The organism is Polynucleobacter sp. QLW-P1DATA-2 (assembly GCF_001870365.1).
Lineage (GTDB): Bacteria > Pseudomonadota > Gammaproteobacteria > Burkholderiales > Burkholderiaceae > Polynucleobacter.
Map to the genome: position 1 here is coordinate 205,244 of NZ_LZMQ01000001.1, position 19,740 is coordinate 224,983.

Consider the following 19,740-nt stretch of genomic DNA (forward strand, 5'->3'; position numbering starts at 1 on the left):
GTGTTTTTAAAAAGACGTATTGATGCTGTTGCGGACAAAAAAATAGAGTGCTACATAAGCTGAAAGTAAAAATACGGCCACACATGAAAGCAGCGAGTTCATGCCACCTACATCGTGCAAGCTGATATAGAGCCACCACAAGCCAACTACGAAGTAGCCAAGCCCAAAAGCAAATCCAAGAGCAAAAAAGTTTTTGAAGGACTTAGATTTTTGAGTATCTAGTTGCCACCAAATAAAACTGAGAATTGGAATCTGAATCCAGCCGCCATAAGGCAGTTCTGCAGCTCCAGCGAGTAATGCGCCTAATGAAAAAAGGATCAGCACTTGTGCTGCATAAATACTCTTAGAGGATTGCTGCTTAAGCAAGGGGGTCCTTAGTCAGCTTTTTTGGATGCTTGTCGCGCCAGCAAGATATGTATTTGCCGTGGATCAGCGCGCTGCACTTCAAATTCAATACCTTCTATTTCAATGAGCTCGCCCATTTTAGGAACGCGACCTAGATGCTGAATTACAAGACCAGCAACCGTTTCAATGTCTTCAACTGCAAAGTGAGTGCCAAGCTTGGCATTTAACTGCTCGAGTTCAGTAATTCCTTTGATGCGAATATCACCGTTATCCAAAGAAATGATGTTATCCGCCTCTTCATCAATATCGTGTTCATCCTCAATGTCACCAACAATTTGCTCTAGAACATCTTCGATGGTGATGATGCCTGCGATTCCGCTGTATTCATCAACGACTACAGCTAAGTGATTGCGATTGTCTTTAAAGTCACGCAATAAAACACTTAAACGTTTTGATTCAGGAATAAATACTGCTGGACGTAACCAGTCGCGCACCTGAAAATCTTTTTCAGTGGAGTGGCGCAGTAGATCCTTGGCAAGCAGAATTCCGATGACGTTATCACGAGTTCCTTCAAATACTGGAAAGCGAGAATGTGCAGCTTCAATGACGCTTTTTACAATTTCAGAAAGGGGTAGATTGATATCAATCCAATCGATTTGCGCGCGCGGCACCAAGATATCTCTTGCAGATAGCTGGCCTACTTGAAATACACCCTCAATCATTGACAGTGCATCGGCATCAATGAGGCCTTCTATTTGGGCCTCGCGGAGTGTATCAATCAGCTCTTGACGACGTTCACTAGGACTAGTCGGTTGAGGAGATAAAAAATCAGCTAAGCGATCTAATAGGGATTTGGGGTCAGACATCTTGCAAGAATAGCGTAGAAATGTGTCAGATTAAGAATTACAGCGACAGATAGGGGTTAGCAAAGCCTAATTTTTTAAGGAGGGCAATTTCTAGAGCCTCCATCTTTTTGGCGTCTTTTTCTACTTCGTGATCGAATCCATGGGCATGCAGGCAGCCATGAATAATTAAATGAGCTAAGTGCGCCTTTAACGTCTTGCCTTGTGCTTTCGCTTCTTTCTGAATCACGGGCAGACAAAAAATAATATCCGCTACAACATGACCTTTCGAATGCTCATAAGGAAAGGTTAAAACATTGGTAGCGTAATCTTTTTTGCGAAATTCAAAGTTCAGCTTTTTACCCTCAACTGCATTTACAAAGCGCAGCGTCAATAGACCCTCTTTATTAGTCGTAGATTTAATCCACTTCTTGATTAGCGCATTAGAGGCGGTCTTTTCGATCGTAGACTCAATTGCAGGGCTTGCAAATTGAATGTCGATAACGAGCTTGGAGTTACTTGGCCTAGGATTAGTTTGCATGGGCCCCTACTAATTCCCCTCTCAGGGTGTAGTTGAGTACTTCGGTAATCTGTATATCAGCCATTTTGCCAATGAAAGGCTCAATATTTTGAGCGGGTGCTTTGAAGTGAATCACGCGATTATTTTCAGCGCGCCCTTGCAGGTTTACGCCATCTTTTGCCAAACCTTCAATCAATACCTTCTCGGTATTACCTAACATTTTTTGACTAATGTGATTGGCTTGTCCTTCAATCACGCTAAGTAATGTTTGCAAGCGTTTCAGCTTCACTTCGTAGGGCGTGTCATCGCTTAAGTTTGCAGCTGGCGTTCCAGGGCGCGGACTAAAGATAAAGCAAAAGCTATTATCAAACTCTAGTTCTCTAACCATCTTTAAGAGTTTCTCAAAGTCCGCATCAGTTTCTCCTGGGAAACCCACAATGAAGTCGCTAGAGAGGGTGAGGTCTGGACGAACAGCGCGCATCTTGCGAATAATACTTTTGTACTCAAGCGCTGTATAGCCACGTTTCATCGCCGATAGCATGGTGTCTGACCCATGCTGTACGGGCAAGTGAAGATGGCTTACAAGCTTTGGTACCTTTGCATAAACATCGATTAAGCGCTGTGTAAATTCTTTCGGGTGACTGGTTGTAAAGCGTATGCGTTCAACCCCAGGAATTTCTGCAATGTACTCAATGAGAAGCGCAAAGTCAGCAATCTCTTCGGTGCCACCCATTTTCCCAAGATAGGCATTGACGTTTTGCCCAAGAAGAACAATTTCTTTGACGCCCTTGCTGGCAAGTCCAGCAACCTCGGTCAGGACATCATCAAACGGTCTAGATACTTCTTCACCACGGGTATAAGGCACGACGCAGTAACTGCAATATTTTGAGCAGCCTTCCATGATCGAGACATAAGCTGAGCCACGGGTCTGGCGTGAGGCAGGGAGGTGATCAAATTTTTCAATCTCTGGGAAAGAAATGTCTACTTGAGAAACTCCAGTTTTTCGACGCTGAGCAATGAGGTCTGTTAAGCGATGTAATGTCTGTGGACCAAACACCACATCTACATAAGGCGCACGACTAACGATTTGTTGACCTTCTTGACTGGCAACACAACCACCAACTCCAATTAATAAATCAGGCTTCGTTTTTTTGAGTTCACGTAAGCGACCCAGATCAGAAAACACTTTATCTTCCGCTTTTTCTCGAATCGAGCACGTGTTTAAGAGTACGACATCCGCATCTTCGGGAGTGTCAGTCATGACCATGCCTTCATCAGCATGGAGGAGGTCTGCCATCTTGCCCGAGTCGTACTCGTTCATTTGGCAGCCAAAGGTTTTGATATAGAGCTTTTTCATATGCCGTTCTCAGGTTTATAGCTGGGGGCGAAGCTCAGATTTTACTGTGAGAACGGGTTTGACCTTCTTATAAGAGTCGGTAAGCCGCAATTGCAACCAGTGTGGGCGGTATTGCGGCCAGTAGCAGGTAGACAGCTGACACAGCGCCGCCAGGAAAATGGCTGCGGAGTATGGCGATGCCAGCAGGATTTGGTGCATTAGCAATGACTGTAAGGCCTCCACCAGCCACTGCTCCGCCCACTAAGGCTAGTTTGAAATCCAATGAGGTTCCAGTAACAAGCGAACCTAAATAGGTCAGCGCAGCATTATCGGTAATCGCTGTGAGCGTTAAGCTGCCATAAAACACCGCCGTAGGACTCATCATCTCAAGGATTGGTTGTAACCACCACCCTTGAAGGCCTCCTAAGACCACTAATCCAGCCAAGAAGAAGCCCACCAGTAAAGCTTCTTTGAGAATTAGCGGGCTTTGATGTTTTGGATAGGCGGTGGTGTAACCAATAAAAAACAGCAATAACCACATAAAAATAATCGGATCGTGTGCAAACATGACCACACCAAACAAAAACAGGAGGTGCATGAAAATTACTGCGAACGGTATTCTATTTTCTTTATTAGCGGTGTTGGGTTCAATCAACTGCTGATGAAACAGCAAAGTTGCCGCTAGGGCATTGATAAAAATAGCAATGCATGATTCCAATCCAAAGTTAGAAAACATGAATGCTGAACTCCATTGCCAAGTAGAGGCAACCATCAGCACAGGGGGCGCGGCAAAATTAGTAAGCGTGCCGCCAATTGAGATATTGACGAAAAGAACACCCAAAGTTCCAAAGAGTAAAGTCTTCGAGCATTTGTGACGGTAGACTAAGTCGCGCAACAGAAATGCGGCCAGTGTCATTGCTGCGGGCTCTGTAATGAGTGAGCCAAGGAGTGGGGTCATGCCAAGCGTTAAAAAATAAAGCGTTGGTGCGCTACGGGTACGTAATAAAAACTGTAGCCCTTGTGCAAGCTTATGTAGGATTTGTGTGGAAACAAATAAGATAGGCTTGCTACCCGCCACAATCATGATGGCAAAAACAAATAAGGGTTCAGTAAAGTTTCGTTGGTCTAAATATGCTTTAGCAGAGCCCAGGCTGTCTATAAGAGACATATAGATCACAAGTACAGCAGCCCAAAAACCGAAGACGATTTCTACCTCACCTAAGAGATGCCAAAGACCGGCATGCCTTGGAGAATTTTTGGCTAAAGACTCAAAATAACCTGTGCAAAAGGTGTGCAGGACGGCAATTGCAAAAATAATGCTTGCGCCAAGTTCTGTAGGGGTAAAGTTCATAGCAGAATGTTAGCAGGTGGCCCAATGATTTGGGATGCTTTCACTTTAGGAGATTTTGGTGAAATTGAAGATTGGATATCAGGCGCTGATTAATGATGCAATGGCGCAGGTTGAAACGGTGCCCTTAGATCAAGCGCAGAAATTATTGGCTGATCCCAATACGGTATTTGTAGATATTCGGGATATTCGCGAGCTTGAGCGTGAAGGCATGATTCCAAACGCGTTACATGCACCACGTGGCATGCTGGAATTTTGGGTTGATCCAGACAGCCCGTATTACAAACCTATTTTTGGCGAAGGTAGGCGTTTAGTTTTATATTGCGCTTCTGCCTGGCGATCAGCTTTAGCAACTGAGACCTTACAGAGAATGGGGGTTCCTAATGTTTCTCATTTGGAGGGTGGCTATAGCGCGTGGAAAAAAGCTGGATTGCCAGTAGCTGAAAAAGTAAGTAAGCCTACTGTGGCTTGAATGAGTAATGAGAAAATAGTGACTTGAGATAATTGGAGACATCATGAAAAAAGTGGTATCGCAGTTCGGTGAAGGACCTTTACAGCAAAAATTGACGGTAGGAGATTTACATTTTTTATCAGATGCGTACACCAGCAATGGCGGCACAGAAACTGGCCCTACTCCGCACGAGTATCTGGGTGCGGCATTGGCTGCATGTACAAGCATGACATTAAAAATGTATGCAGGTCGTAAGTCGATGAGCTTGGAGAATGCGATTGTGACGGTAGATATTGAGCGTCTAGATGATGTTGAGACGTTTACCCGTGATATCCAATTAATTGGCAGCTTAAGTGCGGAAGAGAAAGTACGTTTAATCGAAATTGCTAATAAGTGCCCGATTCATAAGGCCTTGGCAGGTGACATCCAAATAAAAACCCAGCTTGTAAATTAATACAAGCTGGGCATTCTGATGCTGTAATACTTTAAAGCTTTAAATTAGTTTGGTGCGTTTGCAGGCTTGTTAGTCTTGCCAGCGTTATAACCAGCGTTGTATTCGGATGCCTGCTCTTTTTTGTAAGCATCGTATACATAGCCAGATGCTGCACCAACCGCTGCGCCACCAACGGCACCCCAAATTGGATTGCCATGGAAAATGGCGGTACCAACAGCGCCAGCTGCTGCACCAATACCTGCGCCAGATAATGTACGTTGTTCAGTATTGCTCATATTTGAGCAGCCAGCTACTGTAAGAACTGCTGCGGTAATCGCGATAATTTTTTTCATATCAACGGATCCTTTAAATTAATTTTGAATTGATTTGCTTGTCTGAATTATTTTCTGGCGCAAGGAAAGCGTGCGGCCAAGAAGCCCAAGAAAACACCCGAGGCTGGTTTATCAGCAACTTGTTGGTTGGCTTGGCCAAACTTTACAAAATCAGCAATAACTTCATCACGACCTGGAGCTGGCTGTTTTACACAAATAAATGGTTTTGCACGCTGGGGATGACGTGTAGCTAGATACGTGTCATAAATTGCAGTTGAATAACCAATACAGAAGCTACGTGATTCTGGGCTGGCTGGAAGCTTGCAAACGTTGACGAGCTCTTGTGTACTGAGAACTTTGACGGATTCTTGTGCCTGCGCTAGGCCAGAAAATGCTGCAAGAGCGGCTAAAACTACGAGGACTTTCTTCATGGGTTCTCCCTTATATGTATGTGGAACTATCATAAACTAGGACATTGCAATAATGATATCTCTATGTGATTAGGGATGACCCTAGAGAATTGATAATAAATTTATGGCCATATTTGAACTAGATGGAAATGTCCCTCAACTTGCTGAGGGCGCTTGGGTTGCTGAAAGTGCAGAAGTGATTGGTAAAGTAGAGCTTCACAAGGACGCCAATATTTGGCCCAAAGTTATTATCCGTGGCGATAACGACCTAATTCAAATTGGTGAGGGCAGTAACGTGCAAGATGCATCTGTTCTTCATACCGATCCTGGTTATGAGCTCATCATTGGTAAGGGTGTGACTGTCGGTCACCAAGTCATGTTGCATGGTTGCCATATTGGCGACGGTAGCTTAGTTGGTATCGGCGCAGTGATTTTGAATGGTGCCAAGATTGGTAAGCATTGCTTAGTTGGTGCTGGTGCACTCATCACCGAAGGAAAAGAATTTCCTGATGGCTCAATGATTATTGGCTCGCCTGCTAAGGCAGTTAAAGAGTTAAGTCCGGAGCAAATCAATAGTATTGGTGCGATTGCTGGGCGCTATGTAAAAAATGCTCAGCGCTATATCAAAACTTTGAAGAAGATCTCTTAAGATTTAAATCAATTGCTCTACGTATTTAATGTAGTCCTACCTGTATTTGCGCTCATACTGATTGGGTATGTCTGTGGTCGCGCAGGTAAATTAGGCGAGAGTGCATCGATTGAGCTAAATCGCTTTGTAGTTTGGTTGGCCTTACCAGCCCAACTTTTTAATTTTGCAGCCAATAGTGGATGGCAAACACTTTGGCAACCAGAATTCATCACTGCTTTCTTTTTAAGTTGTCTGATTGTTTTTGTTTTGGTACTTGGTGCGAGCTATTGGAGAAGTGGGGACTTAGCGGCAGCGAGCTTTAATGGCCTCAGCGCCTCCTATTCAAATACGGGTTACATGGGCATCCCCCTTTGTGCGCTAGCTTTGGGGCAAGATGGATTAGCGCCCGCCATCATTGCAACTTTCATTGTTTTTGTGATGTTTGCGTTGGCTACAGTATTAATTGAGATTGGGATCTTGTCTCATAAAAAGTCCCATGAAGTTATTTTGAGTGTGCTGAGATCACTTTGTAGTAATCCACTCTTGATTGCGCCAGTTGCCGGCTTACTGTGGGCGTCTTGCAATGCACCGATGTATGACCCCATCGCACAAATTATTTCATTTTTAGCTGCAGCTGCGACTCCTTGCGCTTTAGTGTCGATCGGATTATTTTTGCTGCAAAAAAGTAAAACAGTACCTAGTCAAGCATGGGGTATTAGTATTGCCAAACTCATTATTCAACCCATCATTGCATGGGTAATTGCTGGTCCGATTTTGAAATTACCCACACTTTGGTTAAATGCGATTGTCATTTTGAGTGCTTTACCAACGGGTACAGGACCGTTTATGTTGGCCCAGTATTACAAAGCAGATGGCAGCATTATTTCTCGGGTGGTATTGATTACCACGGTGGGTTCCTTGCTTACCCTGTCATTTTGCCTGTGGTGGAATGGCGGGATTTAATCCTTCCGCATCTATTTGTTTTTCCCATGAGGCACTGATAAAAGCAGGAAGCCCCATGCATTCATTTAAGATACGCACGAGTGTTGGATAAGGACTTAAATCTATTTTGCTGGCTAAGGCATTAAATAGTTGCGGTACTAAGCAAATATCAACGAGACCCGGTTGATCACCATAGGCAAAGCGACCCACACGTCTGTCGCTACTGAGGCGCTTTTCTAAGCTAGCTAAGCCAACGGTTATCCAATGTTGATACCAAGTGTTTTTTGCTTCTACACTAATTCCCAGTTGTTTTATTAAGTAGCGCAAGACTCTTAAATTATCGATAGGGTGAATATCACTAGCGATATCTAAAGCAAGAGCGCGTACCCATGCACGATCAATAGATGAGGTAGGGAGTAGCGACGGATTGGGCTGCATTTCTTCTAAGTACTCAATGATCGCCAATGATTGATGAATATGAGTTTTCCCATCATCGAAAAGCGGTACTAGACGATTGGGATTCTTGCTGGTGTATGCCTCTGAAAGTTGATCGCCGCCATTTTTATTTAAATGGACGGGGATCACTTCATAGTCTATGCCTTTGAGATTGAGGGCAATACGAACTCTAAAGGCTGCAGAGCTGCGCCAAAAACTATATAGCTTAGGTTTAATTGCATTCATATCAATCTCTTAATGAGCTGGTATTGATTAGTATATTGATGATGTCTAGTTTAGGTTGAGTTTGGACAAAGTGCTTTAGACTATTTGCTATGGAACAGATTCAATTTTGGATTGGTGTGATCGCAACAATGGCGTTTGCTGTTACGGGCGTTCTGGCGATTGCCGATCGTGGAGTCGATCTCTTTGGCGTGTTGGTTCTTGGCCTCATTACTGCAATTGGCGGGGGAACCATTCGTGACATTATTTTGCAGGTACCTGTTTTTTGGTCAGAGAATCAAATTTACGTCTGGCTTGCATTGGCTGCGAGTGTATTGACCTTTGTTGCCGAATCCTTTTTTACTCAACCCCAAATTTATCGATGGATGCTGTACATCGATGGGTTTGGGGCAGCGCTATTTGGAATTCAGGGTGCAGATAAAGCATGGGGTATGGATTTTGGTTTGCCCATAGCCCCAGTCATCCTCGGTGTGATTACGGCGATTGGTGGCGGCCTGATTCGTGATATTTTGGCTGGCAGAAAAACACTCATCATGTCGCATGAGCTGTATGCGATTCCAGTAACGTTAGGATGTTGCGCCTATGTATTGATCCTAAACTTCGCTCCGCAATATGCGATTCAAGGTTCAGTGTTGTGCATGCTGGCAATCTTTGGATTACGCGCAGCTGCAATTTATTGGGATCTGCGCGTACCAAAATTATTTATTACTAAAACGCGCTAACAGCTCCATCACTGCGAGGATCCCAGCCGCCACGTAATGTGCCGGATGGTTCCCTAATGATGCAGCCTGCATGACCAACAGTCTCATCAAATGCATCGAGCATTTCAATTTCATGGCCCATTGCATGCAGCTCTTTTGCAACCCAAGGACTAAAGCGAGACTCTAACTTCAAACTATCACTGGTTTGACCCCAGGTGCGTCCTAGTAACCAGCGTGGACGACTGATAGCATCTTGTGGATCAAGCCCATAAGTTGCTGTACGCGTAAATACTGCACATTGTGTTTGTGGTTGACCATCCCCGCCCATTGTTCCGTAAACCATTGAACGCCCATCTTTAAATAAGGCCATTGCTGGATTTAAGGTGTGGAATGGCTTGCGATAGGGCTCAAGATGATTGAGTGTTTTTGGATCTAGAGAAAAACTGCAACCACGGTTTTGCCAGTTCACGCCTGATTTTGGTAAAACAATTCCGGCACCAAACTCGTGATAAATACTTTGAATGAATGACACGCAGTTACCGTCACCATCAATCACTCCCATCCAGATAGTATCTGCAGGCCCTTTACCTTGACCCCACGGTAAAGCTTTATTTGGGGCAATATTTTTTGCCAGTTTTTTCAAGAATGCAGGCGACAAGAAAGATTGCGCATGTTTTGTCATATAAGCAGGATCAGTAACGAATTGGTCGCGGATCTTAAATGCTTGCTTCGTGGCTTCAACGCAGTGATGAACATATTCAGCGCTATCTACCTTGAACCGTTTTAAATTCAATTGATCAAGGATGCCAATAATCATCAAGGAGACTACGCCTTGTGTTGGTGGAATCATGTTGTAAACGTTGCCAAGGCTGTGTTTGAGCTCAAGCGGATCAATTAGTTTTGCCTGATGACGCTGCAAGTCACTTAATCGCAGTGGGCTACCAATAGCCTCGAGCTCTTTGCCCAATATGGTTGCAAGGTCGCCGCGATAAAAATCATCAGTTCCCTTTTCTGCAATTTGACGCAAGGTCTTAGCAAGACGTCCTTGTTTAAAAATACTACCTACCGCTGGCGCTTTGCCATTAACGAGAAACGTTTTTGCAAAGCCAGGAATAGGACTCAGTTCCTCACGTTTTTTTGCGGTTAGACTCGATTGACTAAAGGTAACTGGCACACCAGCTTCTGCGTAATAGATGGCATCAGCCAAAAGACGTGAAAGGGGAATTTTGCCGCCTAGACCCTGCTGAGATAATTTGTGCGCTGCACCCCAGCCAGAGATCGTGCCAGCAACTGTATTGGCTGCGACTGGGCCGCGAAATGGAATCGCCTTAGTGACGCCTCGCTCTGCATACCATTGCTTGGTGGCTAAGCCAGCAGCTGCGCCACAGGCATCGATGCCGCCCATTGCCTTGCCTGGAGAGTGGACAACCCAAAAAGAATCGCCGCCAATTGAGTTCATGTGGGGATAGACCACAGCGATAGTGGCTGCCGCTGCAACCATTGCTTCTAGGGCATTACCGCCTTCTCTCAATACCGCTAGCGCCGACTCCGATGCGAGTGAGTGCGGCGCTACAGCCATTCCTCGAATTCCCCATTTGGCTTGCATTTATTTAATCTCCGCTTTCAATGTTGTTTAGCATTTATTACATTGTAGAGCTCGGGAAAACCCCACCCTTAATTGATGAGGAATTACCCTAAGTAGTGGATTTCTTTGATTTTTTTCAAAGCATAATCGACCCGTTGTTTTTACTTCATTAAAAAAAATAGTTAGGAGCTACTGATGTCAACATCAACTAAAGCAGCCCCAATGACCGCTGAAGAGCGCAAAGTTATTTTTGCTTCCTCATTAGGTACGGTTTTTGAGTGGTACGACTTTTATCTTTACGGTTCACTTGCTGCAATTATTGCTAAGCAATTCTTCTCAGGCTTAGATGCTGGCTCTGCCTTCATTTTCGCTTTGCTAGCGTTTGCTGCCGGTTTCATCGTGCGTCCATTTGGCGCATTGGTGTTTGGTCGCTTGGGTGATTTGATTGGTCGTAAGTACACCTTCTTGGTCACCATCCTCTTAATGGGTGGCGCTACCTTTATCGTAGGTATCTTGCCTAACTATGCAACGATTGGTGTTGCTGCTCCAGTTATCTTGATTGCTTTGCGTATGCTTCAAGGTTTAGCTTTGGGTGGTGAGTATGGTGGTGCTGCAACCTATGTTGCAGAGCACGCTCCTAACGGTCGTCGTGGTGCATATACTGCTTGGATTCAGACAACAGCCACTCTCGGCTTGTTCCTCTCCTTGCTTGTGATTTTGTTCACACGTGAATTCACTGGCCCAGACTTTGATGTTTGGGGCTGGCGTGTTCCTTTCATCGTTTCTATCGCATTGTTGGCGGTCTCGGTTTGGATTCGTTTGTCCATGAATGAGTCACCAGCTTTCAAGAAAATGAAAGAAGAAGGTAAGTTATCTAAGGCGCCATTGACAGAGTCATTTGGTCAGTGGAAGAACTTGAAGATTGTGATCTTGGCATTGTTTGGCTTGGTTGCAGGTCAAGCAGTGGTTTGGTACACCGGTCAGTTCTATGCTTTGTTTTACCTCACACAAGTGTTGAAAGTAGACGCTAAGACTGCAAACTTGTTGATTGCTGGTTCATTAGTAATCGGCACGCCATTCTTTGTGGTATTTGGTAGCTTGTCGGATAAGATTGGTCGTAAGGTCATCATTATGGGTGGTTTGTTATTGGCTGTGATTACTTACATCCCTAACACACCAGTTTCTGTATTTAATGCCTTGACCCACTTTGCTAACCCAGCGTTAGAAAAAGCAATGGCAACCGCACCAGCAACTATTACTGCTGACCCAGCTGAATGTACCTTCCAGTTCAACCCAACTGGTACAGCGAAATTCACTAGCTCTTGTGATATTGCAAAGCAAGTGATGGCTGCTAACTCCGCTAGCTACACTACTGTTGCCGCTCCAGCAGGAACTATAGCTGTTGTGAAAATCGGTGATGTTGAAATTCCTGGTTACACATCAAAAGGTATTGATCCTGCTGAAGCAAAAGCGAAAGATGCTGAATTCAAAAAGGCGATTCGCGCAGCTTTGGACAAAGAGGGTTATCCAGCTAAAGCCGATCCAGCACAAATTAATTATGTTGCTGTATTGCTCTTGTTAGTTTACTTGGTGCTATTGGTAACTATGGTTTATGGCCCAATCGCTGCGATGTTAGTGGAGATGTTCCCAACTCGCATTCGTTACACCTCTATGTCATTGCCTTACCATATTGGTAACGGTTGGTTCGGCGGCTTATTGCCAACGATCTCCTTTGCCTTGGTTGCGCAAAACGGTAACATTTACTACGGTCTCTGGTATCCAATCATCATTGCTGCAATGACTTTGGTTATCGGTACATTGTTCATACGTGAAACTAAAGACGTAGATATTTATGCACGTGACTAATCAGATTTAAGTATCTTTAGTCTGCGGTAACGAAAAAACCCGATCACAAAATGATCGGGTTTTTTATTCCCATAAGCCTTTTTGATTGCGATTGCCTAATAAATTTTTATTTTGCTGCGCAATCGAGGTATCTCTTGATCCTGGAATCAAGGTGATTGAGGCTCCAGCAGTAAGCATCCCCGTCTTGAGAACTCGTAGGTACCAGCCGCTATAGCCTGACTGGAGCATCGCTTTACTGGCGCCTTTATAGCCAACGGCAGCATTAAATTTGAAGCAAGGTTCACGGAGTTTGACAACGGCAAATGCGAGCTCCCCAATGATGAGTTTGTCGCCAACGAAGACTTCGGTTTCTAGTAAGCCTTCAATGGTGAAATTCTCACCCATTGCGCCATACTCAAGAGAAACGGATTTTTTAGTTTCACGATTAAGTAGTTCGTTCCAAAATGCATAGTGTTCTGCTGGGTAGACATAAATTGCTTTTTCAATTCCACCATGTACGCTCAGATCTGCTTGCTCATCACCTTTAACTCCAAGATGATTGATCTCAACCGAGATGGGATTCTTTAGATTGCTGATGCTTTTTTTATGAATGGCTGAAGCAACAGATTTGTAGTTAGGATGGTGATTGCCAAATAGAGGGAGTACTTTTCCGCTCGAGATCGATAGGATGCGCATATATGAAATTGATTGATAAGATCTACGTTATAAAACCATGAAAGTAAATAATGCGCCTTTCTGTGCTGCTAGCCACGATATTCTTTTACATGCTTATTGCTCCAGTCGCATTTGCTAAATGGGATGAAGAGCGGGACATGACTATCAATGGCAAGGATGAGTTGGTCTACTACTTCAAGGTGAATGAGCAAGGCCAAAAGTTAGTCCTTGATAAATATGTAAAGCGCTTAATCTTTGTCCAAAAGGATCGTTTGTACAAGCGCTCTATTAAACAGATCAAAATTGATGGGGTGCCGGTTGAAACAATGAGTGATCCCTTCTCGCATTACCCAGAGCAAACAGCCATCACCTTTGAAAACAAGGACGAAGTACTGAAAAAGCTATTTTTAGCCAAGGCAATTGAGGTTGATGTTCAGTATGGCCGTGACCAAGGGGTCAGTATTTTTAAGATTAAATAGACCTCAGAGTCTTATTTAGACAGAGTCTCTCCTATCATTTATAATTACCAGTTCGGCGAATTAGCTCAGCTGGTTAGAGCGACGGAATCATAATCCGCAGGTCCGGGGTTCAAATCCCTGATTCGCCACCAAATCTAAAGGCCATTGCCCCGCGGCAGTGGCCTTTTTCTTAGGCTGGTTGGGTGCTTTGATATGGCTAAATTTTGGAATTTTGTCTTTTTCCAGCTCGGTTGGTTTGCCTGTGTTTTGGGCGCAGCTAATAAACAGGTGTTTTGGGCTGTTCTTGCTACCTTGGCTTATATAGCCTTTCACGTTTGGCGCTTGGATGAGCCTGCCACTTCAATGCGGCTCTTAAGTAAGGCCCTAATTTATGGGATTCTGGCCGATACCCTGATAGTTCATTTGGGCTATTTAAACTTTCAGGATGCCTGGCCTGGAAGTTATATATCTCCAGCGTGGATGTGGGTGCTCTGGGTTTTGGTAGCTACCACCATTAATGGCTCTTTATCTTGGCTCCGCGGTAGACCCATTTTAGGGGCTTTTTTAGGGGGGATTTGTGGCCCCATGTCTTATGAGGCAGGGATTCGGATGGGAGCTGGCGCCTGGGGCCCTGGTGGTCAAACTATTGGATTTATCCTGGTTGGTGTGGTTTGGGCTGTAGCCATTCCCTTGTTTTTCTATTGGGATCGCACTCCGCTCGAACGTGGCCTAGTAGAAAATCTGTAAATTCCTTTAAAAAGTCGCTTGCAAAGACTACTGTTTTTATATACAGTAACCCATAAGTTGTTACACAGTAGATAAAACTTCGGGAAAAAGCCCAATACATAGCGAAAAGGGAATTAAAAATGGCCTTGGATGACAAAAGAAAATCAGCCTCCTCAGAATTTGAGGGAATGAGCGGAGACAAACAAAAAGCATTAACAGCAGCCTTGGCGCAAATTGAGAAGCAATTTGGCAAGGGTTCAATCATGAGATTGGGCGATGCTGAAATTAGTCAAGACATTCAAGTGGTGTCGAGTGGTTCACTCGGTTTGGATATCGCTTTGGGAGTTGGTGGTCTTGCACGTGGTCGCGTGATTGAAATCTACGGCCCAGAATCATCAGGTAAAACTACTTTAACTTTGCACGCGATTGCAGAAATGCAAAAGCTTGGTGGTACTTGTGCGTTTATCGATGCTGAGCATGCATTGGATGTGCAGTACGCATCACGCCTTGGTGTAGATGTGAATAATTTATTGATCTCTCAACCGGATACTGGTGAGCAGGCTTTAGAGATTGCTGATGCTTTAGTGCGATCAGGATCCATTGATTTAATCGTCATTGACTCGGTTGCCGCATTGGTTCCAAAGGCTGAGATTGAAGGCGATATGGGCGATTCATTGCCAGGCCTGCAGGCTCGCTTAATGAGTCAAGCCTTACGTAAATTGACTGGTGCCATTAAGCGTACCAATACAACGGTAATCTTCATCAATCAAATTCGTATGAAGATTGGTGTGATGTTTGGTTCTCCAGAAACTACTACTGGTGGTAACGCGCTCAAGTTCTATGCTTCTATGCGCTTGGATATTCGTCGCATCGGTAGTATCAAAAAAGGTGATGAGGTTGTCGGTAATGAAACTCGTGTGAAGGTTGTCAAGAACAAGGTTTCTCCCCCATTCCGTGAAGCTATTTTTGACATCATGTATGGTGCCGGTATTTCTAGAGAAGGTGAAATCATCGATATGGGTGTTGAAGCTGATCTCGTTGAGAAGTCAGGCTCTTGGTATAGCTATAACGGCGATCGCATTGGTCAGGGCAAAGACAATGTGCGTGAGTTTTTGAAAGAAAATCCAGCAATTGCAAAAGATATAGAAACAAGAATCCGCGAGAAATTAGGCGTGAAGTCTGGTTCAGCAGTAGTGACTGACGTGCTCAGCGAGGAAGAGGAAGTCGAATAATTCGATGTCAGAATTAGGTAGCAAAAAACCTAAACAAAGCCCGAGTCTCAAAGCTCGGGCTTTGCGCCTTTTATCTCTCCGAGAATACAGTCGCAAAGGTTTGAAGGCGAAGCTTTCTGAATCAGAAGCAAGATGGGCGAAGCGTGGGGGGTGAGCAACCCGAGCAAACCCCGCAAGCGACTGCCTTAAGTATTGAGGCAGTCTTAGATGATTTTGAGGCCAGAGGCTGGTTATCGGATGAGCGCTTTGCTGAGGCTTTAGTTCGAAGGCGTAGCGAGCGTTATGGCATGCGTAAGATTGCTGACGAGCTCGAGAGAGCAGGTGTAGACACAAAGCAGTCTGCCAAACTTCTTGGGGCCCTTAAGGAGACTGAGTTTCAGCGCGCTTACGATTTGTGGGCAAGAAAGTATGGGGAAAAAGCGCAAGATCAAAAAGAGCGCACTAGGCAATATCGCTTCTTGGCATCCAAAGGATTTGGTGCCGATGTGGTCGCTAAGGTGATCGGCGGCCAATGTCCAGATTAGGGCAATTACGGATCTGCGGACGCAATTTGCCGCGTTGCAGCATGCTAGACTTGAGAAGTCGGTAAAACCGCTCGCATTTATTCAAAATTAGCTAATTTAGCTAAATTCAGGGTAAGTATAGGATTTTGACGACATTGCTTTATTAATCCTCATTGCTTGCTAAAAAAGATACCGTTTCGGAGTAATTATGAAAATTCATGAGTACCAAGGCAAAGAACTTCTGCGCCAATTTAATGTGCCTGTACCAAACGGCATTCCTGCATTTAGTGTTGAAGAAGCGGTGAAAGCTGCTGAGAAACTAGGCGGCCCAGTTTGGGTTGTTAAGGCTCAGATTCATGCTGGTGGACGCGGCAAAGGCGGTGGTGTGAAGTTGGCTAGAAGCATGGACGAAGTGAAGAAATATGCTTCTGAAATTTTGGGTATGCAACTCAAGACCCATCAAACAGGACCAGAGGGTCAAAAAGTTAACCGCCTCTTAATCGAAGACGGCGCAGATATTAAAAAAGAGTACTACTTCAGTATCGTTACAGATCGTGGCACACAAAAAAATGTGATCATGGCTTCTAGCGAAGGCGGTATGGACATTGAGGAAGTGGCTGAATCTCACCCAGAAAAAATTATTAAAGTATTTGTTGATCCATTGATTGGATTGACAGATGCGGATTGCGATATCGTTGCTAAGGGCATTGGTGTTCCGGATGCCTCTATTCCTATGGCTCGCGATGTATTTAAGAACTTGTACAAGACTTACTGGGAAACCGACGCTTCATTGGTTGAAATCAACCCATTGATTCTGGAAGGTAACGGCAAGATTAAGGCGTTAGATGCGAAGTTCAACTTTGATCCAAACGCATTATTCCGTCATCCAGAAATCGTTGCATACCGCGATATCGATGAAGAAGATGCTGCTGAGATCGAAGCTTCTAAATTTGATCTTGCATATATTTCTTTGGACGGCAATATCGGCTGTTTAGTGAACGGTGCTGGTTTGGCAATGGCGACAATGGACACCATTAAGTTATTCGGTGGCGAGCCTGCAAACTTCTTAGACGTTGGTGGTGGTGCCACAGCAGAAAAAGTGACTGAAGCTTTCAAAATTATGTTGAAAAACAAAAGCGTTGAAGCCATTTTGGTCAATATCTTCGGCGGCATTATGCGTTGTGACGTGATTGCTGACGGCGTTGTTACTGCATGTAAAGCAGTAAACCTGACGGTACCTTTGGTTGTGCGTATGAAGGGCACAAATGAAGAGCTCGGCAAGAAGATTCTGGCTGACTCTGGCCTGCCAATTATTAGCGCCGATTCAATGGCTGAAGCTGCTACCAAGGTAGTTGCTGCTGTTGCCAAAAACAAATAATCCGGGAATTTCGATATGTCTATTTTGATTAATAAAAACACCAAAGTTATTACACAAGGTATTACTGGTAAGACTGGTCAGTTCCATACTGAAAAATGTCAGGAATATGCAAACGGTAAAAACTGTTTTGTTGCTGGCGTGAACCCTAAAAAAGCAGGCGAGTCTATTTTTAATATTCCAATTTATGGAACTGTTAAAGAAGCAGCTCAGCAAACTGGCGCAACTACTTCCGTAATCTATGTTCCGCCTCCCGGTGCTGCTGCTGCGATTTGGGAGGCAGTAGACGCTGACCTCGACTTCGTTATTTGTATTACTGAAGGTATTCCAGTGCGTGACATGCTTGAAGTGCGTAACAAGATGCGCGCAAAAGAAGCGGCTGGCGGTAAGAAGACTTTATTGCTTGGACCTAACTGCCCAGGCATCATTACTCCAGACGAACTGAAGATTGGCATCATGCCTGGCCATATTCATAAGAAAGGCCGCATCGGAGTTGTTAGTCGTTCCGGTACCTTGACTTACGAAGCAGTTGGTCAGTTGACAGCAATTGGCTTAGGTCAATCAACAGCAGTTGGTATTGGTGGAGACCCAATCAACGGGTTAAAGCACATTGACATCATGTGTATGTTCAACGAAGATCCAGAAACCGATGCCGTCATCATGATTGGTGAAATCGGTGGACCAGACGAGGCTGAAGCAGCTCGTTGGTGCAAAGAAAACATGAAGAAACCAGTGGTTGGCTTTATTGCTGGCGTAACTGCGCCTCCTGGGAAGCGTATGGGCCATGCCGGCGCATTAATTTCCGGTGGTGCAGATACTGCTGATGCCAAGCTCGCCGTAATGGAAGAGTGTGGGCTTCAAAGTAACTAAGAACCCATCTGAGATGGCTGCTTTATTAAAAGCTATGTTATAAATTTCTTTGGCAAAAGTGACGTATTAATATAAATACGAATAGCTACAGCCCCTCGTGGGGCTGTAGTCATATAAATGAAAATGGAGACAATATGGATTTAAGTTCCGGAAGTTTTTGGTTTGCATTGGGATCAATTATTCTCACGAATATCTTGCTCTCTGGCGATAACGCAGTGGTGATTGCTTTGGCTTCACGTGCTTTACCTAAAGCGCAGCAAAAATTAGCCATGATCTGGGGTAGCGTTGCCGCTATTGTGATTTTGGTTTGCTTTACTTATTTGGCAGTTACCCTTTTAAAACTTCCTTTCATTAAGGTGTTTGGTGCATTTTTATTGATCTATGTCGGTGTCAAGTTGATGTCCGAGGGTGACGAAGATCCCGACACAGCCTCTCAAGCTAGCTTATGGGATGCTATTAAGACAATTTTGATCGCTAACTTAGTGATGAGTTTAGATAACGTGATTGCAGTAGCTGCTGCAGCTCAAAAGGCTCCTGAAGGTGCTCGTTTGTTTTTGCTTTGCTTAGGTCTTGGCGTGAGCGTTCCAGTGATCATTTTTGGAAGCGCAATGTTAATCAAACTAATGGAGCGTTTTCCCGCAATTATTGTGATGGGTGCGGGATTGCTGGGAATGTTAGCTGGCGATATGTTTGTGGAGGAGCCTTTTATTCATCAACTAGTATTGTCTAGTTTTGGTGAAGTTGAGGAGTTTTTCCAGGTGGCAGGCGTTGTGATAGTAGTTGGTTTGGGCTTGTATTTAAAAAAGAGAAATCAAAAAAAACTTGTTCATTAGTCATTTACCCTGCTCAGAAAAAAGAAAAGCCGACCCTAAAAGTCGGCTTTTCTGGCATTTAACTCTATATAAATAAAGAACTATAGAGTGGATGATGAGGGTTTAACCCTTGGAGCAAGAAAATATGCAAAGTTCAAATAAAGATTATCGAGTTAATCAAGAGAGCCAGAAAGAGTCTGGATTTACTCTGATAGAAGTAATGGTGGTGGTTGCCATTATTGGAATCTTGGTGGCGGTTGCGGTACCTCAGTATCAGGATTACATAGCTCGTAGTCGCGTTGTAGAAGGCATGAATCTCTCTTCTAGCGCCAAGCTTGCGGTGACAGAGGCCTTTGCTAGTCGCGGTACCGTAGCAATGGATCAGGCTACCAATGGATCATTTACATTTACTCCGACACGTAGTGTGAAGTTAATTGAAGTGACTCCATCGGGAGCAATCGCCATCGACTACCAAATTAGCGTGGCTCCCGAGGGGAAAAATACCTTACATCTGGTGCCAACAAATGAGCCAGATGCTAATTCTCCAAGACCAATTGATTTATCAAAACCAGAAGGTTCTACTTGGGCTGGTGGCTGGTCATGCAGATCGACTGAGACCAATTTGATTTCTCAACTTCTGCCTTCAGAGTGCAGAATTAGTAAATAATTGAGAATAAGAAAAATATCGCTGTA

The 19,740-nt window shown here is 44.4% G+C and carries 23 protein-coding genes, 1 tRNA gene and 1 pseudogene; 15 read left to right on the forward strand and 10 right to left on the reverse strand.

What is annotated here, in order from left to right; all coding sequences use genetic code 11:
- Nucleotides 1-6 precede the first annotated feature (6 nt).
- From A9236_RS11200 to A9236_RS01115, 5 genes are all read right to left on the reverse strand, one after another.
- The gene (locus A9236_RS11200) at nucleotides 7-366 is read right to left on the reverse strand and encodes a hypothetical protein (protein ID WP_236638651.1); all 360 of its coding nucleotides are present in this window, start codon (nucleotides 364-366) and stop codon (nucleotides 7-9) included.
- A gap of 8 nt (nucleotides 367-374) precedes the next feature.
- Nucleotides 375-1,211, reverse strand: coding sequence for an HlyC/CorC family transporter (locus A9236_RS01100; protein ID WP_071466152.1), 837 nt, complete (start codon nucleotides 1,209-1,211; stop codon nucleotides 375-377).
- A gap of 37 nt (nucleotides 1,212-1,248) precedes the next feature.
- Complete coding sequence (gene ybeY / locus A9236_RS01105; RefSeq protein WP_071466151.1) at nucleotides 1,249-1,728, reverse strand: rRNA maturation RNase YbeY; 480 nt, start codon at nucleotides 1,726-1,728, stop codon at nucleotides 1,249-1,251.
- Nucleotides 1,718-3,064, reverse strand: coding sequence for a tRNA (N6-isopentenyl adenosine(37)-C2)-methylthiotransferase MiaB (gene miaB / locus A9236_RS01110; protein ID WP_071466150.1), 1,347 nt, complete (start codon nucleotides 3,062-3,064; stop codon nucleotides 1,718-1,720). The genes ybeY and miaB overlap by 11 nt, the downstream gene beginning before the upstream one ends.
- 67 nt (nucleotides 3,065-3,131) lie before the next feature.
- Entirely contained in the window at nucleotides 3,132-4,394 is a 1,263-nt protein-coding gene (locus A9236_RS01115) for a putative Na+/H+ antiporter (RefSeq protein WP_071466149.1), read from the reverse strand.
- Between the two features lie 58 nt (nucleotides 4,395-4,452).
- Here A9236_RS01115 and A9236_RS01120 point away from each other — a divergent pair, with 58 nt between their 5' ends.
- Nucleotides 4,453-4,863, forward strand: a complete 411-nt coding sequence (locus A9236_RS01120; protein ID WP_071466148.1) for a rhodanese-like domain-containing protein — start codon at nucleotides 4,453-4,455, stop codon at nucleotides 4,861-4,863.
- A gap of 43 nt (nucleotides 4,864-4,906) precedes the next feature.
- Nucleotides 4,907-5,296, forward strand: coding sequence for an OsmC family protein (locus A9236_RS01125; protein WP_071466147.1), 390 nt, complete (start codon nucleotides 4,907-4,909; stop codon nucleotides 5,294-5,296).
- A 44-nt stretch (nucleotides 5,297-5,340) separates the two neighbouring features.
- Here the strand turns inward: A9236_RS01125 and A9236_RS01130 are convergent, their stop codons facing one another.
- Both A9236_RS01130 and A9236_RS01135 read right to left on the reverse strand, forming a co-directional pair.
- Complete coding sequence (locus A9236_RS01130; protein WP_071466146.1) at nucleotides 5,341-5,628, reverse strand: glycine zipper domain-containing protein; 288 nt, start codon at nucleotides 5,626-5,628, stop codon at nucleotides 5,341-5,343.
- A gap of 47 nt (nucleotides 5,629-5,675) precedes the next feature.
- Entirely contained in the window at nucleotides 5,676-6,038 is a 363-nt protein-coding gene (locus tag A9236_RS01135) for a Rap1a/Tai family immunity protein (RefSeq protein WP_071466145.1), read from the reverse strand.
- A gap of 103 nt (nucleotides 6,039-6,141) precedes the next feature.
- On the opposite strand from A9236_RS01135, the gene A9236_RS01140 reads away from it, so the two are divergent.
- Nucleotides 6,142-6,666, forward strand: coding sequence for a gamma carbonic anhydrase family protein (locus A9236_RS01140; protein ID WP_071466144.1), 525 nt, complete (start codon nucleotides 6,142-6,144; stop codon nucleotides 6,664-6,666).
- A 12-nt stretch (nucleotides 6,667-6,678) separates the two neighbouring features.
- Nucleotides 6,679-7,608, forward strand: coding sequence for an AEC family transporter (locus A9236_RS01145; protein ID WP_071466143.1), 930 nt, complete (start codon nucleotides 6,679-6,681; stop codon nucleotides 7,606-7,608).
- On the opposite strand, the gene maiA is transcribed toward A9236_RS01145, so the two are convergent.
- Nucleotides 7,576-8,268 (reverse strand): maleylacetoacetate isomerase, encoded by a 693-nt coding sequence (gene maiA, locus A9236_RS01150; RefSeq protein ID WP_071466142.1) that lies wholly within the window; start codon nucleotides 8,266-8,268, stop codon nucleotides 7,576-7,578. The two genes, A9236_RS01145 and maiA, sit on opposite strands and share 33 nt — an antisense overlap.
- 89 nt (nucleotides 8,269-8,357) lie before the next feature.
- Here maiA and A9236_RS01155 point away from each other — a divergent pair, with 89 nt between their 5' ends.
- On the forward strand, nucleotides 8,358-8,987 hold the full coding sequence (locus tag A9236_RS01155; RefSeq protein WP_071466141.1) for a trimeric intracellular cation channel family protein: 630 nt from the start codon (nucleotides 8,358-8,360) through the stop codon (nucleotides 8,985-8,987).
- Here the strand turns inward: A9236_RS01155 and ggt are convergent.
- On the reverse strand, nucleotides 8,974-10,572 hold the full coding sequence (gene ggt, locus A9236_RS01160; RefSeq protein WP_071466140.1) for a gamma-glutamyltransferase: 1,599 nt from the start codon (nucleotides 10,570-10,572) through the stop codon (nucleotides 8,974-8,976). The two genes, A9236_RS01155 and ggt, sit on opposite strands and share 14 nt — an antisense overlap.
- A 174-nt stretch (nucleotides 10,573-10,746) precedes the next feature.
- Here ggt and A9236_RS01165 point away from each other — a divergent pair, with 174 nt between their 5' ends.
- The gene (locus tag A9236_RS01165) at nucleotides 10,747-12,417 is read left to right on the forward strand and encodes an MFS transporter (protein ID WP_071466139.1); all 1,671 of its coding nucleotides are present in this window, start codon (nucleotides 10,747-10,749) and stop codon (nucleotides 12,415-12,417) included.
- Between the two features lie 63 nt (nucleotides 12,418-12,480).
- Here A9236_RS01165 and A9236_RS01170 read toward each other — a convergent pair whose 3' ends face one another.
- A complete protein-coding gene (locus A9236_RS01170; RefSeq protein WP_071466138.1) occupies nucleotides 12,481-13,092 on the reverse strand; it encodes an MOSC domain-containing protein in 612 nt (203 codons plus the stop codon).
- Nucleotides 13,093-13,142: 50 nt separating this feature from the next.
- On the opposite strand from A9236_RS01170, the gene A9236_RS01175 reads away from it, so the two are divergent.
- From A9236_RS01175 to A9236_RS01215, 9 genes and pseudogenes are all read left to right on the forward strand, one after another.
- Nucleotides 13,143-13,550 carry a hypothetical protein gene (locus A9236_RS01175; protein WP_201721781.1) on the forward strand — a complete coding sequence of 136 codons (408 nt, stop codon included), beginning with the start codon at nucleotides 13,143-13,145 and terminating at the stop codon, nucleotides 13,548-13,550.
- Between the two features lie 54 nt (nucleotides 13,551-13,604).
- A tRNA-Met gene (locus tag A9236_RS01180) sits at nucleotides 13,605-13,681 on the forward strand.
- A gap of 61 nt (nucleotides 13,682-13,742) precedes the next feature.
- Nucleotides 13,743-14,276 (forward strand): DUF2878 domain-containing protein, encoded by a 534-nt coding sequence (locus tag A9236_RS01185; RefSeq protein WP_071466136.1) that lies wholly within the window; start codon nucleotides 13,743-13,745, stop codon nucleotides 14,274-14,276.
- 119 nt (nucleotides 14,277-14,395) lie between these two features.
- On the forward strand, nucleotides 14,396-15,487 hold the full coding sequence (gene recA, locus A9236_RS01190) for a recombinase RecA (RefSeq protein ID WP_201721694.1): 1,092 nt from the start codon (nucleotides 14,396-14,398) through the stop codon (nucleotides 15,485-15,487).
- Between the two features lie 143 nt (nucleotides 15,488-15,630).
- Nucleotides 15,631-16,011 (forward strand): regulatory protein RecX, encoded by a 381-nt coding sequence (locus tag A9236_RS01195; protein WP_236638652.1) that lies wholly within the window; start codon nucleotides 15,631-15,633, stop codon nucleotides 16,009-16,011.
- A gap of 187 nt (nucleotides 16,012-16,198) precedes the next feature.
- The gene (gene sucC, locus A9236_RS01200; RefSeq protein WP_071466134.1) at nucleotides 16,199-17,368 is read left to right on the forward strand and encodes an ADP-forming succinate--CoA ligase subunit beta; all 1,170 of its coding nucleotides are present in this window, start codon (nucleotides 16,199-16,201) and stop codon (nucleotides 17,366-17,368) included.
- A gap of 15 nt (nucleotides 17,369-17,383) precedes the next feature.
- Nucleotides 17,384-18,278: pseudogene (gene sucD / locus A9236_RS01205) on the forward strand (succinate--CoA ligase subunit alpha).
- 91 nt (nucleotides 18,279-18,369) lie between these two features.
- On the forward strand, nucleotides 18,370-19,068 hold the full coding sequence (locus A9236_RS01210) for a TerC family protein (protein WP_071466132.1): 699 nt from the start codon (nucleotides 18,370-18,372) through the stop codon (nucleotides 19,066-19,068).
- A gap of 124 nt (nucleotides 19,069-19,192) precedes the next feature.
- Complete coding sequence (locus A9236_RS01215; RefSeq protein WP_071466131.1) at nucleotides 19,193-19,714, forward strand: pilin; 522 nt, start codon at nucleotides 19,193-19,195, stop codon at nucleotides 19,712-19,714.
- Nucleotides 19,715-19,740 lie beyond the last annotated feature (26 nt).

What these genes read in the sequence shown, in the direction of transcription:
- A9236_RS01100 (WP_071466152.1), bottom strand. Translation starts at nt 1,211, where the DNA reads ATGTCTGACCCCAAATCCCTATTAGATCGCTTAGCTGATTTTTTATCT.
- ybeY (WP_071466151.1), bottom strand. Translation starts at nt 1,728, where the DNA reads ATGCAAACTAATCCTAGGCCAAGTAACTCCAAGCTCGTTATCGACATT.
- miaB (WP_071466150.1), bottom strand. Translation starts at nt 3,064, where the DNA reads ATGAAAAAGCTCTATATCAAAACCTTTGGCTGCCAAATGAACGAGTAC.
- A9236_RS01115 (WP_071466149.1), bottom strand. Translation starts at nt 4,394, where the DNA reads ATGAACTTTACCCCTACAGAACTTGGCGCAAGCATTATTTTTGCAATT.
- A9236_RS01125 (WP_071466147.1), top strand. Translation starts at nt 4,907, where the DNA reads ATGAAAAAAGTGGTATCGCAGTTCGGTGAAGGACCTTTACAGCAAAAA.
- A9236_RS01130 (WP_071466146.1), bottom strand. Translation starts at nt 5,628, where the DNA reads ATGAAAAAAATTATCGCGATTACCGCAGCAGTTCTTACAGTAGCTGGC.
- A9236_RS01135 (WP_071466145.1), bottom strand. Translation starts at nt 6,038, where the DNA reads ATGAAGAAAGTCCTCGTAGTTTTAGCCGCTCTTGCAGCATTTTCTGGC.
- A9236_RS01140 (WP_071466144.1), top strand. Translation starts at nt 6,142, where the DNA reads ATGGCCATATTTGAACTAGATGGAAATGTCCCTCAACTTGCTGAGGGC.
- maiA (WP_071466142.1), bottom strand. Translation starts at nt 8,268, where the DNA reads ATGAATGCAATTAAACCTAAGCTATATAGTTTTTGGCGCAGCTCTGCA.
- A9236_RS01155 (WP_071466141.1), top strand. Translation starts at nt 8,358, where the DNA reads ATGGAACAGATTCAATTTTGGATTGGTGTGATCGCAACAATGGCGTTT.
- ggt (WP_071466140.1), bottom strand. Translation starts at nt 10,572, where the DNA reads ATGCAAGCCAAATGGGGAATTCGAGGAATGGCTGTAGCGCCGCACTCA.
- A9236_RS01165 (WP_071466139.1), top strand. Translation starts at nt 10,747, where the DNA reads ATGTCAACATCAACTAAAGCAGCCCCAATGACCGCTGAAGAGCGCAAA.
- A9236_RS01170 (WP_071466138.1), bottom strand. Translation starts at nt 13,092, where the DNA reads ATGCGCATCCTATCGATCTCGAGCGGAAAAGTACTCCCTCTATTTGGC.
- A9236_RS01175 (WP_201721781.1), top strand. Translation starts at nt 13,143, where the DNA reads ATGCGCCTTTCTGTGCTGCTAGCCACGATATTCTTTTACATGCTTATT.
- A9236_RS01185 (WP_071466136.1), top strand. Translation starts at nt 13,743, where the DNA reads ATGGCTAAATTTTGGAATTTTGTCTTTTTCCAGCTCGGTTGGTTTGCC.
- recA (WP_201721694.1), top strand. Translation starts at nt 14,396, where the DNA reads ATGGCCTTGGATGACAAAAGAAAATCAGCCTCCTCAGAATTTGAGGGA.
- sucC (WP_071466134.1), top strand. Translation starts at nt 16,199, where the DNA reads ATGAAAATTCATGAGTACCAAGGCAAAGAACTTCTGCGCCAATTTAAT.
- A9236_RS01210 (WP_071466132.1), top strand. Translation starts at nt 18,370, where the DNA reads ATGGATTTAAGTTCCGGAAGTTTTTGGTTTGCATTGGGATCAATTATT.
- A9236_RS01215 (WP_071466131.1), top strand. Translation starts at nt 19,193, where the DNA reads ATGCAAAGTTCAAATAAAGATTATCGAGTTAATCAAGAGAGCCAGAAA.